The following is a 15,946-nucleotide window of genomic DNA, read 5'->3' on the forward strand; positions in this document are numbered from 1 at the left end:
CACTCCGCCCCGCTCGGACCAATCTCAGCGTTTGAAGGGAAAACCCATTCTCATTTGACTGGTACGATGATATTATCATTGAAGGGGCCTCATGCGTTACAATTCGCCTGTGACCCCGGCCCAGTCATGTTCGAGGATGCTTCCATGTCTGAAACCCGCATTGGGTATGCGCGCTGCTCGACCGACAAACAGGATCTTGCCGCGCAAACGGTGGCGCTTCTCGATCTTCATGTTGCTGCGGACCGCATCTACACCGATCACGGGCTGACCGGCACCAATCGAGAGCGGCCGGGACTGGCGCAGGCCTTGGCCGCTGTCAGGGCAGGGGACACGCTTGTGGTTCCGAAACTCGACCGGCTGGCGCGATCGGTTCCGGATGCTCGGGCCATCGCGGACGAGCTGGCCGGGCGCGGGGTGAAACTTGCCTTGGGGGCGTCGGTCTATGATCCGGCCGATCCAATGGGAAAGATGTTCTTCAACATCCTCGCCACCTTCGCGGAGTTCGAAGCCGATCTGATCCGCATGCGCACGAAAGAAGGCATGGCCGTCGCCCGTGCCAAGGGCAAGCTGAAGGGCAAAAAGCCCAAACTCTCCGATCGCCGCCAGACGGAGTTGCGGCGCATGTATGACACCGGCGACTACTCGATCAGCGATCTGGCGGAGGTGTTCGATGTCTCCCGGCCGACCGTCTATCGTGTCTTGCAACGAACGCCGAGCGCCGATGCCCCGACGGGGACGGCTTAGCACCCCGTGGCAGGGGCTAAGCAGCGAGGTCGATTTTCTGACTAAGCAGCCAGTTGCGCACATGCAGTGTGGCATCAGATGCGTCTTGTCGCGGGGTGAGCAGGTAGAAATTCAACTCCCCTTCCAGAGCGCTGTCGATCGGCTGAACCAAGCGATCGCCCGCGATATCCCGTGCGACGAGGAACCGGCTCGCGAGCGCGATGCCTTGCCCGGCCAAGGCCGCGTCGAGGCTTAAGGTCGTCTGGTTGAAGCGCAGCCCGCGGGGCTGCTGGATCATCCCCCCGAACGCGTTCTCGATGAACTTCGGCCAAAGATCGTGGGTGTCATGCAGCAGCGTCATGCGCGTCAGGGCTGCGGCCCCGAGGGGCAGGGGCTCCTGCGCAACCAGACTGGGCGAGCAAACCGCGATAACCTCCTGCGGAAACAGAAGATCGGCGCGCAGGCTCGCTCCGAATGGTGGTCGCCCCTGACGCACCGCGAGGTCGATCCCGTCGGCATGGAAGCTTGAAACGCGTTCTGTGGCGGTGATGCGGAGATCAATGTCAGGATGGGCCTGAGTGAATTCCGCAAGTCGCGGGATGAGCCATTTCGACGCGAAGGTGGGCGTCACGCTGATCGTCACCTGCAAGGGTGCTGACCGAAGCGCTGCCGTCGCCTCCGACAGTTGGGAGAACGCGCGCGAAACCGCGGCGTGATAGGCGCGACCCTCCTCGGTGAATGCCAGACCGCGCGGCTCTCGTAGAAACAGGCGCAGGCCGAGATGGCCCTCAAGCCCACGCACCTGCTGCGCCACCGCCCCCTGGGTCACGCCCAACTCATCGGCTGCAGCGCGAAAGCTCAGATGCCTGCCCGCCACCGCAAAGGCGCGCAACCCGTTCAGCGGCGGCAGGCCGTTTTCATCAGACACGATAGATTTCCTACACCCAGGCAGCAGCCCATCTGGCTGGTGCGAATACTCTATGCCCCTTAGCTGAAGGATTACAGATGCAGCGCCCCTTATGGGCCAGGTGGGAGCATAGGACTATGACAGCAGAAAAAGTAGCGCTGATCACAGCAGGGGGAAGCGGTATGGGCGCGGGCGCAGCAAGACGCCTCGCTGCGGACGGGTATAAGGTCGGCATCCTGTCTTCCTCTGGCAAAGGGGAGGCGCTCGCGACGACGCTTGGGGGGTTCGGCGTGACCGGATCGAACCAGTCGGTCGAGGATCTTGGCCGTCTCGTTGACGGCGCGATGGAGCGTTGGGGCCGCGTCGATGTTCTGGTGAACTCCGCCGGGCATGGACCCAAGGGCGCCATTCTCGAGATTACGGATGAGGACTGGCATTCGGGTCTTGATGTCTATCTCCTGAACGTCATCCGTCCGACCCGGCTCGTGACACCGATCATGGCCGCTCAGGGCGGCGGCGCGATCATCAACATCTCGACCTTCGCAGCATTCGAGCCTGACCCACTCTTTCCAACCTCGGGCATCTTCCGTGCGGGGCTTGCCGGTTTCGCCAAGCTCTACGCGGATATGTATGCCGCGCAGAACATCCGCATGAACAATGTGCTGCCGGGGTTCATCAACAGCCTGCCGGAGACCGAAGACCGTCGCACGCGCATCCCGATGGGGCGTTATGGCAAGGAGGAGGAGGTCTCCTCACTCATCAGCTGGCTGGCCTCCGACGGCGGCGGCTACGTCACCGGACAGAATTGGCGGATCGATGGAGGGCTGACCCGTGGCGTCTGAGACAACCAACGCCCCCGATCGCGGCCAGACCGCCTTTGCCGTGAAATGGGTAGCCTCGATCATCCAGATCCTCGGCTACGCGGCGACCGGGTTCGGCTGGGCGCCGTGGAACCTCTATCTGTTCTTGGCTGGCGTCTTGGGCTGGCTGATTGTCGGCGTGCTCTGGAATGACCGGGCGATCATGTTGATCCACTTCGTCGCTCTTGGCTCCATGCTCGTGGGTATGGCGAGCCAATGAGGGGTTTGCGGGGTGGACCTGTGACGGCGCAGATCGCTTACACAGATGCCTCGCGCAGCGCCTGCCCCAGTCGCTTGGCGGCCTCTACGGCGGCTTCGCCACGCAGCGGCCAAGCTTGGGTCAGGCCTTCGAGGATCACGAGCAATTCGGTCTCGGCGGTGACGAGCCCGGTGGCTGCGGCGGCTCAGGAGGCGTTCCTTGAGAAGGCGCACTTGGGCAAGATCGGGATAGAGATCTCCGGGTGATTGGGAACCCGGAGCGGCTGCCGGACTAGGCCGCGCCCTTCCATGTCTCCGGGGTGAGGTAGATGGCAGCGTCTTCGATGCTGACCATGACCTCACCGTCCTGAATGTTGACCTGTAGCTTCATGGTGCGGCTGGCCAGCTTGGCCAGAGCAGCAGTATCGCCCTCGGCCAAATTGACCACGTGCAGGTTGTCGAAGCGGTTCGTGCTGTTCTTGGTCTTGTCCCACCACAGCTCGGCAGTGCGTCCGCCGTAGGGATAAATGACGACCTTTGCAGCCTTGTTACAGGACTGGCGGATGACCTTCTCGCTCGGCAGGCCCAGAGCCACCCAGACATCGATTTCACCGCTGAGGCTTTTCTGCCAGATATCGGGCTCATCATCCGTCGACAGACCCTTGCCCAGCTCCAGATGCTCATGCGCGTTCAGGGCGAAAGCGACGATGCGCACCATCAGCCGCTCGTCCGTCTCCGAAGGGTGCCGCGCGACGGTCAGGCGGTGCGTCTCGTAATACTGACGATCCATATCCGAGACCGACAGTTCTATCTTATAGATGGTGGATTTTTGCGCCATGACCTGCTCAAGCCTTCCAAGGATCGGGCTACCTACCCTGCCCGGCTCCCTTTGGGAAGCAGGTCATGCACTTTGTCCGGGCTGACCCCCGATTGTCCTACAAGGCGCTACGACTGACGCTTTACCCAAGCGCTGCTTAAAGATCAGTGCGCTGATCCAGTCGGACAAGAGCAACCACTGGACCATGCTGCTGCTTCTTAAGTTCGAGCGGCAACAAAGCTGAGGCTACGGTCGTTGGTCGAGAGCATGAAGGCAAGGTAGCCCTTCCATTGACGTGCTACTTCTTGATGATGATGTAGATCGCGTGGATAATCCCGGGCACGTAGCCGAGGATCGTCAGAATGATGTTGATCCAGAAGTGCTTACCCAGCCCTTCTTGGAGAAAGACGCCAAGCGGCGGCAGCAGTATCGCGATGATTATCCGGATGATGTCCATGTGATGCACCCGGATGTCCGGGCCTCCTTTTTGTTTCGGTGAACAGGCATGATACCGATGCGCAATGTCTCACCTGAGGGTGAGAACAGGGCCTAGTTTGTCGCCGTTAAAGCACTGTCGGGGTCGAGCATAGGCCAGTATCCTAGGCTGCAGGCCCAGTGCCGCGGGCGTAAAAGTCTAGTAAACTCATGATAGTAGATTTGCGCATTCATGCCTCTGGCCGTGGGCTGGTGGATGCAGGCGTAACCGGCGCGGGCGCGATATGTTCCGGCTGTCGCTGCTCCCGACTTTGGACCGTCGGTCACTGATCTTTCCTGCTGGCTCACGATGACGGGTAGGCCATCATGCATGTCGGTGGGGGTGTGGTGAGAGCCATGGCTCAGGCACGAACCAACAAGCCAAGCTCCACTCAAGGCCCCTGCCCTACGGATTGAACCAAGAAAAACAGGTGGTTCTTTGGGGTTCTTCCAGAGGATTTGGATCTCTGAAACCTTCCTGAGGACGGGTTCCTCGAGGTTCCCCGGATTCCTTACATTTGGCTCCGGAGGCCTATGGTCTTCCAGCTCGGCAGACCCTCTGTGAACCAGCTGCGGATTGAACCAAGATCAGGCGGTGTGACGTATACTCAACAGACACCGTGCATTCATCTTCCAGAGCACGAACCCGCCTTCACGAATCTCTCTATGCTTGGTACAATCAGGTTACACTCCTGAGTATCTCCCCTTCTACTCATGATCTTCTCTAGAGTCGGACTCTTCTAGTAGGATCGCTAGTTCTTTTTCTTAGGAGAAAGAACAGAGTAGATGTCTATTTATATCACAGTGCTCGAATGACCCTTTTCTTCCTCGAAGGGTTCAGCCTTTCTCGAAGGGCTACGCCCTTTCTCGAAAGGCTGTCCCCTTCTTCGTCGAAAGGGTCATTCGAGCTGAACGTTGAGTATGTCTGAAAAGCGAGCACCTCTTACAGGAACTTAGAATCCTAGGATCATAGAGTGTTCTTGTGCTAGTTTCACTAAGTATAGAGGCTATCCTTCTCGCGCGCGTGAGGCAGCTAGACCAACGCGCCGAAGATGCAGGGGAAGATGCGCCAGAGCCGCTGAGCGTCCCGCAGAAGCGCACCTGCCCACCCTCCGCCACATTGGTATATCTTTGACCATCATGCGCCTCACGGAGGCTCTCCGAGCCTCTGAGGGGCATCTGAAGGTCACCTTGTCGATGCAAACAGAGGATCCCCGTGGAAGGTATGGCGGTAGGACTTCGGGATCTGATGCCAGACACACCCTCTCGGGAGACCTCACGTCGAGAACTCCGGGAGGCCTCAGACTTCTCCAGACCTTGCGAGAAGTTCTCTGGGCCCAACTCGCAAATGGACATCTTTGCAGTGCCATTGTCCCCCTGCCCTTCCAATCTGAAAGAGATCTCTGAGATGTCTGCGAGAAGTGTTCGAGAAGTCTGGAGAACTTCTCCCAGACGTCTCGGGAGTTCTTAACGAAGATGCAGGGTCCATTCAGGTTTTTTTGACAGGAGCTTAGGAATTAGGGAGCGGCAAAGCTCTGACCACGATCATGAACCATGTAGAGGGGTGGGACAGTTTGCGGTCTCTGCTCTCGGATCTCCGGGGAGCCACGGCAGATAACATCACGCTCATGCGGCTTCTGAACCGGGTGAAGTATAACATCGACAGCATGCGTCAGGATGCTCGTGAAGGTGTGCCGAAGAACTTGGCGAAACTCTTCAAGGGCAAGCTGACCAAGGCTCAATGGGAGGGCATGCATTACGGGATCGGGAAGACCGATATCCTGGCTCTGGGGATGGTGGAAGCTCAGGCTCTGCTCGAAGACCCGTCGAGTGTGGGGGCGCGTATCCTGGCTGCAGAGGAGGTTCTCCAGAAGCATGCAGCGCCTCTGGCAGATCGCTATAAGACCAAGGCACGGGTGCTGGCGCGGTATATGGTTCGGGGAGAGGTGACCTCCCAGAACTTGCTGAAGAACGCACGGGCGATTGCAGGTCTCTTTGGGGAAGTAGATCGTCCCAAGCCCGAGAACATCGATGAGCGGGTGGAGCCTGCCATCGAGAAGCTGATTGCGCTCTATGCCTATGAGCTCTTGCCGCAGAGTGAGCAGGAGATGCTTCAGGATCTGGCAGAGAACCAGGCTGAGGGTCTGAAGGCTGTGCTGGGCATGACCGAGACCCTGCGCAAGCTCGAGGAGGAGAAGCTCACACAAGTCCAGACGGATGATCTGGCTGTGAACCAGGCCCTCAACAACGGCTGGGCAGGGTTCTTGCCCGAGCAGACGGCTGATGGGGCTCAGGTGGTGGTGAAAGACATCTCCGAGCATGAGCATATGATCAGCCGAGGCTGGGTCCGTATCGGGGCCTATAATGGCGATGGCAACGAAGGCTACCGAGGCAAGCGGGCCTATTACCAATCCTCTGTGGCGGGGAAATCTCCGTTCCGTCAGGGCTTGGCTCAGAGCGTTCACTCGACCTTCCGGGGAACCAACGTGATGACCGGACGCTCGCTCACGGGCATGGCTGGGACGATCACAGGCAAGAAGGCTGAGGCCTTGGCTCAGGCGATCTCAGAAGCGAAGGCGGGCTCGCTCGATAACGTGCCCAATGGCGAGTATCTGATCCCGTTCTTTGACGGGAAAGGGAACGTCATCCCAAAACAAAAATCTAACGGGTTTTCTGCGTCTACAGTCCTGCATTAGCCCTTAGGGTGTCTACAGGCGGAAATCGGGACCTTCAGCCTACAGGTTGGCAGGGGGTGAGACATGTCTTCGATGAGGGGTGAGAGCTTCCAGAACCTGTTCTACGTCGCACAGAAACTAGGTTGAGCGGTGTTTCCTCGATACTACTTGAGGAGTAGTAGCCGGCCAAGAAGGAGAAGTTCTTTTCAGGTCATAGCCTGTGTTCTGATTGTGGCTCTCTAGCTGAATGGCGCGGAGGTTGCGAAGGCTCTAGAGGTGGTTGGTAGCGCCTCCAGCAGATATCGGATGTCTTTCCGTCCTTGGCTCTGGGGGGATCGACCTCCCCTGCCCTCTCATGGGAAGCGATGAGTGCGGGATCTGAGAGAACTAGGTTCCATCGACACCTCAAGGAAGCCAGTTTGCGTCAGAAGGACCGCTTAGAGCCAACTCATCCACAGGCAAACTTGAGCTCTGTAGTGTTAAATATGTGTTAGAGTCTGTGTTAAGCTGTGGATAACTGTCTGTAACCTTCTGATCTACCAGATGAATTCCAAACGCCCGGTCACTAAAACCCCGAACTTTGGTCACTAAAACCCCGAATCTCGGTCACTAAAACCCCGAATCCCTGGGGTGGGTCACTAAAACCCCGAATCTTGACATCTGGTCACTGAAACCCCGAATGTAGGCCATGGTCACTAAAACCCCGAATCTCTTCGATCATGCAGACGCAACTTCGGTTGCCAAGCCTCTGGATCCCCTGCTTCCGGATCGGCATCCGCAGCATGATCTGTTCATCTGCGACGTGGCCGATGCGGTGCTCAAGGACATGATGGCGCATATGGAGCACCCGTTCTATTCGCTGTCCAAGAAGCCAGAGACGAACATTCGGCGCTATGAGCATAACGGGAACTGGATCGAGATCACGCCGAGCGTCAAAGGCCTGGCCACGATCTACGACAAGGACATCCTGATCTACTGCATCAGCCAGATCATGGCGAAGCTGAAGGATGGGCAACCGGTCTCGCCGCGGGTCCGGATCAACACGCGGGATCTGCTTGTCTTCACGAACCGGGGCACGGCGGGCAAGGATTATGCAGCACTGGCCGAGGCCTTGGCGCGTTTGGCCGGAACACGGATCAGCACCAACATTCAGACGGCGGACGAGGAACAGTACGACACGTTCGGCCTGATCGATACGGCCTCCATCCGGCGCAAGCATGGCTTGGACGGGCGCCTGCTCTGGTGTGAGGTGAAGCTCTCGGAATGGGTGTTCAACGCGATCCGCTCGCATGAAGTCCTGACCCTGCATCGGGACTATTTCCGGCTGCGCAAACCGATTGAGCGCCGGGTCTATGAGATCGCCAGAAAGCACTGTGGCTCGCAGAAGGAATGGAAGGTCGGGGTCCCTACCCTGCTCAAGAAGACCGGCTCGCAGAGTCCGCTCAAGCGCTTCCGCGAGATGATCCGGGATCTGGTCGCCTTTGACCACCTGCCTGACTACAGCGTCTCATTCGAGGCTGAAACGGATATGGTCACGTTCTTGAACCGGGGCACGATGACATCCGAAGCGATCGAGATGCCGCCGGCGTTGTTCACCCCCCTCGATCCGGAGACCTTCGCCAAGGTGAAGGAGGTCGCGCCCGGCTGGGATGTCTATCACCTCGAACAGGAGTGGCGGGCCTGGATGATGGATGGCGGGCTGGATGCGCCGGCAAACCCTGACAAGGCTTTCCTTGGCTTCTGCCGTAAGTTCTTCGAAAAGCGTGGTCGGCCGTAGCGAGGCGCTGGAGGCTGCGGTCCTGAGGGCAATTGTCCGCGGACAATCACCCGCCTGCGCGTCCTGCTCTCATGGAGACCTTGGGGCTCGCCGGCCCCCGACTGAGTCTCAAGGCCTGATGTTGGCAACGCTTGACACGCTGGTTCTACCGTCCGTCGTCACGCAAGTTCCAGTTAGGGGGGACCACGTTTCTCGAAGACCTTCTTGCAGAACCCAATGAAAGCCGCATTGGGATCGCGGGGCGGTTCCGTCATCCAGTTGCGCCATTCCTGCTCGAGTACGTATACGTCCCATCCCGGCGCGGCTGTTCGTGCGTCATGGTAGGCTTCTGGGTCGAGCCGTATCTGTGAGACGGAAGGATGCGTACTTCTGCCTTGGTCACTACGGCGATTGGTGAAGATAACCATGTCATCTTCTACCCTTACAGCATAGTCAGGCATATGGGCATGTTGGCCATCTTGGCGCACGATACTCATGACCAAGCGGCGAAACTCTTTCGAGGTGGAGCAAGAACCGCACTTGGCTTGCAGCTTCGCGAGGCTGATCTTCCATTCCTGCTTCGCTCCACAATGTTTCCTGGCAAGCTCATAGATGCGCCGTTCCAATGGCTTCCGCAGACGGAAATAGTCGCGATGCAGGGTCAAAACTTCACGGTGCCGAATAGCGTTGAACACCCAATCTGACAGCCTGATCTCCACCTCCTGCATCCGTCCGTCGCGTGTCTCACGGACGATCTTGAATCGGTCGATCAGTCCGAAACCGTCGAACTCTTCCTTGCCGCCGGTAATAAGATTGGTCGTGACTACTGTGCCCTGAAGACGTTCAAGGGCTGCTTTGAGCTGCTCATACCCACGCCCATCCGTTCCTCGATTTGTAGCCTTCAGTAAGTCATACGCCCTAAAGCGAATAGTCGGACTGACTTCTCGTTCTTCATTCAACGCTGCAATGCATTGGCTGATGCAGTAAATGAGCACGTCACGGTCATGGACCGTTGCTAGTCCCTTCATTGAGGGGGTGATTTCGACAAAGCTCGTGCCGTTCTCGTACCGGCGGATACGCCGGTCCGGCTTGGTCGATATCGAGAAGATCGGGTGTTCCATCGAAGCCATGTCACCTTTAGGTGCGGCATCGAAAATGTCGCAAACGAAAAAGTCTGCTTGCTGCATTCGGTCCGGTAAGAGCGGAGATCGAGAGTTCGTGTTATCACCCACCATGGCTGTACAATCGTGTTTTCACACACCATGGTCAAGAGTTTCGTGCTTTCACACACCAAGGTTCGTGTTATCACCCACCTTTTTTCGTGCTTTCACACACCGTGTGTCTAAGAAAAATTATATTTTTCAGTGAGATAAGTATCGTTTGCTGAAGGGTAACACTGAATCTAACACCTTATTTAACACTTAGACATCTGGATACGAGCGTCCTCAGTTCCGTCGCTTACGAGGTGAGGAAAGTACTATGCGCCCTACCCTTCTCAACGGCGTAATCTCTCCCGATCAGCTGGATCTATCAGCTAGGCCCCTAGTAGCATTGGAATCTAGGTGTCTTCCTTCCTAGGATGCTACGATCCTAGCGGTATAGCTTCCGATGATCCTGCAAATCTGCAACCCTTAAGGGCTAAATTTCCTTGGTTCCTTCGGTTCTAGCTTGTCAGCTTCCTGTGATCCTCACATCCTAGGACTTAACAAAAATAGGAGGCAGCAGTGATTATCTCTCTGATTTCTCAGAAGGGGGGCGTCGGCAAAAGCGCTCTGGCAAGGCTCCTGGCCGTCGAAGTGGCCCGTGCAGGATGGGCCGTGAAGATCGCCGATCTCGATCCGGCCCAAGGGACATCGACCAAATGGAAAGCGCGCCGCGATCAGGCGGAACTTCATCCGGAGGTCGCGGTCGAGAAATATCGCACCGTGGATCGGGCGATCAAGGAGGCAGAGCGCTTCGATCTCATGATCCTCGACGGACCGGCACATGCCGAACAGGGCGGCCGTGTCATGGCGCAGAACAGCGACTTGGTGCTGATGCCGACAGGCTACAGCCTCGATGACATGGAGCCGCAGATCGAAGCCGCTTACGAGCTGGAAGACGCGGGCGTCCCATCTGACCGGATCTTCTTCTGCTTCTGCCGAGCCAAGGGATCAGATGCTGAAGACCGGGCCGCGCGCACCTATCTTGGGAAAGCGCGCATGAACGTGCTCGAGCCGACATTCCCTGAACTGGCCTCCATCCGTCAGGGCCATGCCGAAGGGCGCGCCGCATCGGAAGTGCCGTTCCCTAAAGTGCAGGCCAAGGCGATTGCCGTGGCTCAGGCGATCATGAACCGTCTGCCGGGCGTGAAGGAGGCTGCATGATGTCCAAGGGTCTTCAGATCGCAGAACCGCCACGCCGCCGCCAGAGCGGGGCAGGGGGGGCAGACACCCGGCCCGAGAAAGCAAAGCCCGCGCCGATCGCGAAATTCGATCATGTGGCCGAGGATGAGAAGGTCCAGTTCAACAAGCGCGTCACCCGCGGGGTTGCCGACGGCTACGAGATCCTCGCCATCCGAACCCGCCGCAAGGTTCCGGACCTCTTGGCCGAAGCGCTCAGCTTGCTCGAAGAGAAATACGGAAAAGTCTAGGATCATAGGGTTCTAGCACTACAACTTGATAGATACCTAGGAAGCTAGGATCAAAGAAGTCAGGCTCGGTTCTCAGGACTACGCGCGGCCGGAGACACTGGCGAACACGGGGCAGGGCAGGGGGCCCGTGAAGGTGTCCTGATCCAGCGGGATCAGGACGTGGTGGGAGGCAGGGCCGCAGGTTGGTTACTTATCCTTGCGGCTGGCCCTCATATTGGGTATCTCGCACATCACCACGGCGGCGAGTTGGCGGAGTGGTGACGCAGCGGATTGCAAATCCGTGTACACCGGTTCGATTCCGGTACTCGCCTCCACATCATTTCCAATGATGTAGCAGCCAGGACGCTCGAGGCAGGCACGAGTTCTACCTGCTCATGTTCTGTTCCGCGGCGAGCTGATTGTCATTTTGCATCACCTCCATCAACATCGGGAAACATGCTAGGTTTGAGTTTATACGGCAAAAAGGGTAGCCGCCCGACCTCGTATTCCAGCAACAATGGCTTCCGCCAATAGCTGCGGAAACCCATCCGGCAAGTCTACGACTGTCTTGTCCATGGCGGGTTCAAGCTCTGTCGCAATGTCCGACAAGATCTCTTCGGCCAGCGCGACACCATATCCCGCCGCCTTCGCCGCCTGCAGGAAGTGGCGGGGCACCACCTCGTTGATCCGGTAGTGTCCATCGACGGCCATCGCGAGGCGCATCCGGTTCTGGCGGATTTGACCGTCATCCACGGCTTTTTGTGCGCTGAGCACGTCATAAAGCGGGGTCATACGGAAGCCGCCAGGGCGCAATGCAATGCTGAAATTCTTCGCATGCCCGTCCGTCGCTCCTAAGAGCCAAAACAGCACTTGCGCACGGAAGAACGCGCGCTGGTCCAGCTCAGGGTCATCACTGCCCGCTAGCAACCCGATCCCTTCGGTGATCCCCGGTCCGCCGTCCATTTGATACTTCTGGCTGGGTGGGACAGTCAGCGCTTGGCAAAAATCTTCCTGCGGCAGGCGGATCAATCGGCCATCCTTGGTCCAGCGCCGATCGAACCGCGTCACGACAAGGCTTCGCACGTCCTCGAAGTCGGCAATCTCGACCTCCGCCACATCCATGCCCATGGCGCGGCAAAAGCTCATGCACAAATACTCGTTTTCGACGCTGTCGGATAGATCAATCCCTGCGGGCAGAACGCCAAGCTGCGTCTTGAGGATATGGGTTGTTGGGGTGAGCCCCGATGGACGGATCCACGCGCCTTCGTGGCGGAGCAGCGCTGTTTTCTCCTGCGCCCCGGCGATTGAAATGCGAAAGTCGTCTTCCTCCTCCAAGCCGAGCGGAGCACTTGCAAGGTTACGCAGCATATCCGCTATCTGCGCTTCAGATACCTGCTCACCCTCGAGTGCACCAACTTCGCAGACCTCACCCGAGACGAACTGCAGCGCCCCCACGCAATCGCGCCCGATCTTCTCCAGCATGTGCCATGCGTCTGTGCCTCCAGCGCGCACCCGAGCGGCAACGCGTTCGCGTATCGCCTGATTATCCGGCAGTAGGTTTTCCAAATAGGCGATAACAGGGCCGCCCTGGTGTGCCACTTCACGTAAAGGCAGGGACAGCGAGATGGGCATGGCGTGCTCCCACGCCAACCAGTCCGGATCATAGGTGAAGCTGATTGCGCCTGAACCAGCTAGACGCAAAGCCCCAACCAGCCGTCCGTTCAGAAGCACCTGCATCGTGCCGCTACGCCCGCGTTTGGCCATCAAAAGATATCCTCGATCTCAAGCGAGCCACCGCGCTCCACCAATCGGAACTCAAGCCCAAGTGCCGCCATGACAGCGAGCACAGTCGCGAGCTTGGTTCCCGCATCGCCATTCTCCAGCGACGAAACCGTCGCGACACGCAAATTCGTGCGCGCGCTGATATCGCTTTGGGTCCAGCCGCGCGCTTTGCGCGTCCGGCGGAGTGCCTCGCCGATCTGCTCGGCCGTTCGTGCTGTGAGGTCCATGATGCGGCTCCTTTTACGGTGTGGCGTAAATTAAACAAAATTACGCCACAGCGTAAATACTTAATTTTTACGCCATAACGTAACATGCGAGCCATACTGCACACCTGCAGTGAGCTGTCTTGGGTGGCGTCCGAACGGGTCAGCGAGGGACCCCAGAAACGATCGAGAAACGAGGTCCATGTGCATCACTAATTCTGTCTTCGATGACCTGTAGCAGAAAGCGTCGTAGTGGGAACTCATTGGCGCCGCGATGAAGCGTTCGGAGCAGGGCGCTGCCTGTAATGAATTTTTGCCTTCCCAAGCTCATATTCCGTTCGGAAGCAAACCGACAGATCATTGCGTAAAAGAACCTCTGGTCTCTCGGAAAGCAGGCCAATAGGACTGGGCGCGTCCAATAGCAGAACAGTCGATACCCGGTTTCATGGCTCCTAATTCCAGATCTCACGATCACCCTCTCCACGTCATGCTGACCGTGAATGCTGCTTGGAACATCTGGAATTTCCGCAAGCCGATCCTGAAGGCGTTGCTTGCCGAGGGGCACCGCGTCACGGTTCTGGCGCCGCTGGATGACAGCGTGGCGAAGCTTGAGAAGTTGGGGTGCCGGGTTCTGCCGCTGCAGATGTCGGCCAAAGGGCTAAACCCTCTCGAAGGGCTGCGCCTGCGCCGGGCGTTCCTAAAGGCCTTCCGGCAGGAGCGTCCGGACATCGTCTTCAGCTACACGATCAAGAACAACCTCTTCGGCGCCATGGCCGCCCGGCGCTGCGGCGTGCCGTTTTTGCCCAATGTCACCGGGCTCGGCACCGCATTCCTGTCGGGGGGCGCGTTGCAGCGGGTGGCCGAAGGGCTTTACCGCCATGCGTTCCGGCGGCTGCCGAAGGTCTTCTTTCAGAACGAGGACGACCGCACGCTCTTTCTATCCCGCCGTCTCGTGCGCGCAGAGCAGACCGAGGTGCTGCCCGGATCCGGCATCGACCTGCAGCATTTCAACGCCGCGCCCTATCCAGAGGGCGAGGAGATCCGCTTCTTGATGATCGCCCGCCTGCTGCGCGACAAGGGCGTGCATGAATATATCGAGGCAGCGCGGATGCTGAAAGGGGAGGGGGCGCGGGTGCGGTTCCAGATCCTTGGCGCGACCGGGTCCGAAAACCGCACCGCCATTTCGCGAGAGCAGGTGGCGGAATGGGAGGCCGAAGGCGTGATCGATTATCTCGGCACCGCACCGGACGTGCGCCCCCATATCGCAGAGGCGCATTGCGTTGTGCTGCCCTCCTACCGCGAAGGCGCACCGCGCACTCTGATCGAGGCCGCCGCCATGGCACGGCCTTTGATCGCCACTGACGTGCCCGGTTGCACGGCGGTGGTCGACCATGGGGTGAACGGGTTTCTATGCGAGGTGCGCAGCGGAGACAGCCTTGCCGAGGCCTGCCGCCGGTTCCTGTCTTTGGGCGAGGACGCACGGCGCGTGATGGGCAAGGCTGGTCGCGCCAAAATGGCCGCGGACTACGACGAGGCGCTGATCGTGCAGGCCTATGAGCGTGCCATGGTTCAGATGCTCGGGCGCGGGTTCTGATGGACACCGCATTTTTCGTCCTGTCGAAACTGGTTAGTGCGTTCCTGCGGCCGGACACATGGATCGTGGTGGCGTTGGCGGTGATCCTGCTGGCCTTTGCCACCAACAAACGCCGCCTCGGCTTCTGGGTCTCTGGCCTCAGCTTTGCCGGCCTGTTCCTGCTCGCCGTGTTGCCGCTTGGCGATCTGCTGCTGCGTCCGATCGAGACGCGCTATCCAGCGGAGCCAGAATTAGGCGACATGCAGGGCATCATCCTGCTTGGCGGGGGCGAGAACGCACGGGCCAGTGCCTTCTGGGGGCAATTACAGCTAAACGAGGGCGGGGAACGTTATACGGCGGCCTTGGCGCTCACACGGGGCTTTCCTGACGCCCAACTCGTGTTCGCGGGCGGCAGCGGCACATTGCGTGATGCCGCCGGCGCAGAGGTGACCGAGGCCGCGATGGCCGAGCGGTTCTTCCTGAGCCAAGGGATCAATCCCGACCGCATGATGTTCGAAGGCCAATCCCGCAACACGGCTGAGAACGCCCGCCTCAGTCTGGCGCTCGCGGAACCCGCACCCGGAGCAAACTGGCTGCTCGTTACCAGCGCCTTTCACATGCCTCGTGCGATGCGCAGCTTCGAGCGGGCAGGGTGGGCGGGGCTTACCGCTTGGCCAGTTGACTACCGGACAGCCCGGTTCGGCGACCGGATCGGGTGGAACCTGACCCGCAATCTGGATGTGCTGGCTATCGGCATCCGGGAACATGTCGGTCAGGTCGCCTATCGGATGACGGGCCGGTAGCAGCTATCCGCGCAAGGACTGCGCAAGCGCTACTCCGAGCCATGGCCTCTCTTGTCAAAGATCAAAGGGATCTATACCGTTCAGTTTTGAACGATATGGCCCAGTCCTGTCTCAACCTCGGATCACACCCTACCGGAGATGGCCGCGCCAGCTCTTGTGCGGTAGCCGTTCTCTGCCAGTCTTTGGTGACGCCCCGGTGACGGATCGCCGGGATGCCATGCAGGAAGACATGCGCTTTCGTCTGTTGCGCCTGCTCGATGACAGCCCGGAAATGAGCCAACGTGACCTCGCCCGCGCCGTAGGCGTCAGCCTTGGCAGTGTGAACTTCCAGCTCAAGGCGCTCGTCGACAAAGGCTTGGTCAAGCTCGGCAATTTCTCGGCCAACCCCGACAAACGCCGCTACGCCTACATCCTGACGCCGCGTGGCATCGCCACCAAAGCCTCCCTTACCCGCCGGTTCCTAGCGCGAAAGCGGGTAGAATACGATGCACTACGGGCTGAGATCGAAGCGTTGCAGAGCGAAATTGACGACGTGCCGCGCCAACCCGAATGAACCCTAAGGAA

General features: G+C 58.9%; 16 protein-coding genes and 1 tRNA gene. 11 read left to right on the plus strand and 6 right to left on the minus strand.

Translation table 11 applies throughout. The features are described 5' to 3' along the window. The first annotated feature begins 144 nt into the window (after nt 1-144). Nucleotides 145-744, plus strand: coding sequence for a recombinase family protein (locus CBW24_RS18080; protein ID WP_097374641.1), 600 nt, complete (start codon nt 145-147; stop codon nt 742-744). A 16-nt stretch (nt 745-760) separates the two neighbouring features. Here the strand turns inward: CBW24_RS18080 and CBW24_RS18085 are convergent, their stop codons facing one another. Further along, entirely contained in the window at nt 761-1,651 is an 891-nt protein-coding gene (locus tag CBW24_RS18085; RefSeq protein WP_097374642.1) for a LysR substrate-binding domain-containing protein, read from the minus strand. Nucleotides 1,652-1,767: 116 nt separating this feature from the next. On the opposite strand from CBW24_RS18085, the gene CBW24_RS18090 reads away from it, so the two are divergent. Together CBW24_RS18090 and CBW24_RS18095 are read left to right on the plus strand one after the other, a co-directional pair. Beyond that, nucleotides 1,768-2,472: an SDR family oxidoreductase gene (locus CBW24_RS18090; RefSeq protein ID WP_097374643.1), complete on the plus strand. Its 705-nt coding sequence runs from the start codon at nt 1,768-1,770 to the stop codon at nt 2,470-2,472. After that, nucleotides 2,462-2,710: a DUF6552 family protein gene (locus CBW24_RS18095; RefSeq protein WP_097374644.1), complete on the plus strand. Its 249-nt coding sequence runs from the start codon at nt 2,462-2,464 to the stop codon at nt 2,708-2,710. The genes CBW24_RS18090 and CBW24_RS18095 overlap by 11 nt, the downstream gene beginning before the upstream one ends. A 270-nt stretch (nt 2,711-2,980) precedes the next feature. On the opposite strand, the gene CBW24_RS18105 is transcribed toward CBW24_RS18095, so the two are convergent. Both CBW24_RS18105 and CBW24_RS18110 read right to left on the minus strand, forming a co-directional pair. Further along, nucleotides 2,981-3,526: a YaeQ family protein gene (locus tag CBW24_RS18105; RefSeq protein ID WP_097374645.1), complete on the minus strand. Its 546-nt coding sequence runs from the start codon at nt 3,524-3,526 to the stop codon at nt 2,981-2,983. A 277-nt stretch (nt 3,527-3,803) separates the two neighbouring features. Beyond that, nucleotides 3,804-3,962, minus strand: coding sequence for a YqaE/Pmp3 family membrane protein (locus CBW24_RS18110; protein WP_088663901.1), 159 nt, complete (start codon nt 3,960-3,962; stop codon nt 3,804-3,806). A gap of 1,564 nt (nt 3,963-5,526) precedes the next feature. On the opposite strand from CBW24_RS18110, the gene CBW24_RS18115 reads away from it, so the two are divergent. Together CBW24_RS18115 and CBW24_RS18120 are read left to right on the plus strand one after the other, a co-directional pair. Further along, nucleotides 5,527-6,675 carry a hypothetical protein gene (locus CBW24_RS18115; RefSeq protein WP_097374646.1) on the plus strand — a complete coding sequence of 383 codons (1,149 nt, stop codon included), beginning with the start codon at nt 5,527-5,529 and terminating at the stop codon, nt 6,673-6,675. 667 nt (nt 6,676-7,342) lie between these two features. Beyond that, entirely contained in the window at nt 7,343-8,431 is a 1,089-nt protein-coding gene (locus CBW24_RS18120; protein WP_097374647.1) for a replication initiator protein A, read from the plus strand. A gap of 173 nt (nt 8,432-8,604) precedes the next feature. Here CBW24_RS18120 and trfA read toward each other — a convergent pair whose 3' ends face one another. Beyond that, nucleotides 8,605-9,597: a plasmid replication initiator TrfA gene (gene trfA, locus CBW24_RS18125; RefSeq protein WP_309766017.1), complete on the minus strand. Its 993-nt coding sequence runs from the start codon at nt 9,595-9,597 to the stop codon at nt 8,605-8,607. A gap of 537 nt (nt 9,598-10,134) precedes the next feature. On the opposite strand from trfA, the gene CBW24_RS18130 reads away from it, so the two are divergent. The 3 genes from CBW24_RS18130 to CBW24_RS18140 all read left to right on the plus strand — a co-directional run bounded on the left by CBW24_RS18130 (nt 10,135) and on the right by CBW24_RS18140 (nt 11,356). Next, complete coding sequence (locus CBW24_RS18130; protein WP_097374649.1) at nt 10,135-10,776, plus strand: AAA family ATPase; 642 nt, start codon at nt 10,135-10,137, stop codon at nt 10,774-10,776. Then, complete coding sequence (locus tag CBW24_RS18135) at nt 10,773-11,042, plus strand: hypothetical protein (RefSeq protein WP_097374650.1); 270 nt, start codon at nt 10,773-10,775, stop codon at nt 11,040-11,042. The genes CBW24_RS18130 and CBW24_RS18135 overlap by 4 nt, the downstream gene beginning before the upstream one ends. Nucleotides 11,043-11,282: 240 nt before the next feature. Further along, nucleotides 11,283-11,356, plus strand: a tRNA-Cys gene (locus CBW24_RS18140). A 136-nt stretch (nt 11,357-11,492) separates the two neighbouring features. On the opposite strand, the gene CBW24_RS18145 is transcribed toward CBW24_RS18140, so the two are convergent. Together CBW24_RS18145 and CBW24_RS18150 are read right to left on the minus strand one after the other, a co-directional pair. Further along, nucleotides 11,493-12,785, minus strand: a complete 1,293-nt coding sequence (locus CBW24_RS18145) for a type II toxin-antitoxin system HipA family toxin (RefSeq protein WP_097374651.1) — start codon at nt 12,783-12,785, stop codon at nt 11,493-11,495. Then, entirely contained in the window at nt 12,785-13,030 is a 246-nt protein-coding gene (locus CBW24_RS18150) for a type II toxin-antitoxin system RelB family anti-toxin (RefSeq protein ID WP_097374652.1), read from the minus strand. The genes CBW24_RS18145 and CBW24_RS18150 overlap by 1 nt, the downstream gene beginning before the upstream one ends. A gap of 421 nt (nt 13,031-13,451) precedes the next feature. Between CBW24_RS18150 and CBW24_RS18155 the strand changes: the two genes are divergently transcribed. The 3 genes from CBW24_RS18155 to CBW24_RS18165 all read left to right on the plus strand — a co-directional run bounded on the left by CBW24_RS18155 (nt 13,452) and on the right by CBW24_RS18165 (nt 15,935). Further along, the gene (locus CBW24_RS18155) at nt 13,452-14,600 is read left to right on the plus strand and encodes a glycosyltransferase family 4 protein (RefSeq protein WP_232530375.1); all 1,149 of its coding nucleotides are present in this window, start codon (nt 13,452-13,454) and stop codon (nt 14,598-14,600) included. Next, nucleotides 14,600-15,382, plus strand: coding sequence for a YdcF family protein (locus CBW24_RS18160; RefSeq protein ID WP_097374654.1), 783 nt, complete (start codon nt 14,600-14,602; stop codon nt 15,380-15,382). The genes CBW24_RS18155 and CBW24_RS18160 overlap by 1 nt, the downstream gene beginning before the upstream one ends. A gap of 196 nt (nt 15,383-15,578) precedes the next feature. Beyond that, the gene (locus tag CBW24_RS18165; protein ID WP_097374655.1) at nt 15,579-15,935 is read left to right on the plus strand and encodes a MarR family EPS-associated transcriptional regulator; all 357 of its coding nucleotides are present in this window, start codon (nt 15,579-15,581) and stop codon (nt 15,933-15,935) included. Nucleotides 15,936-15,946: the final 11 nt, after the last annotated feature.

Source organism: Pacificitalea manganoxidans (assembly GCF_002504165.1).
GTDB lineage: Bacteria > Pseudomonadota > Alphaproteobacteria > Rhodobacterales > Rhodobacteraceae > Pacificitalea > Pacificitalea manganoxidans.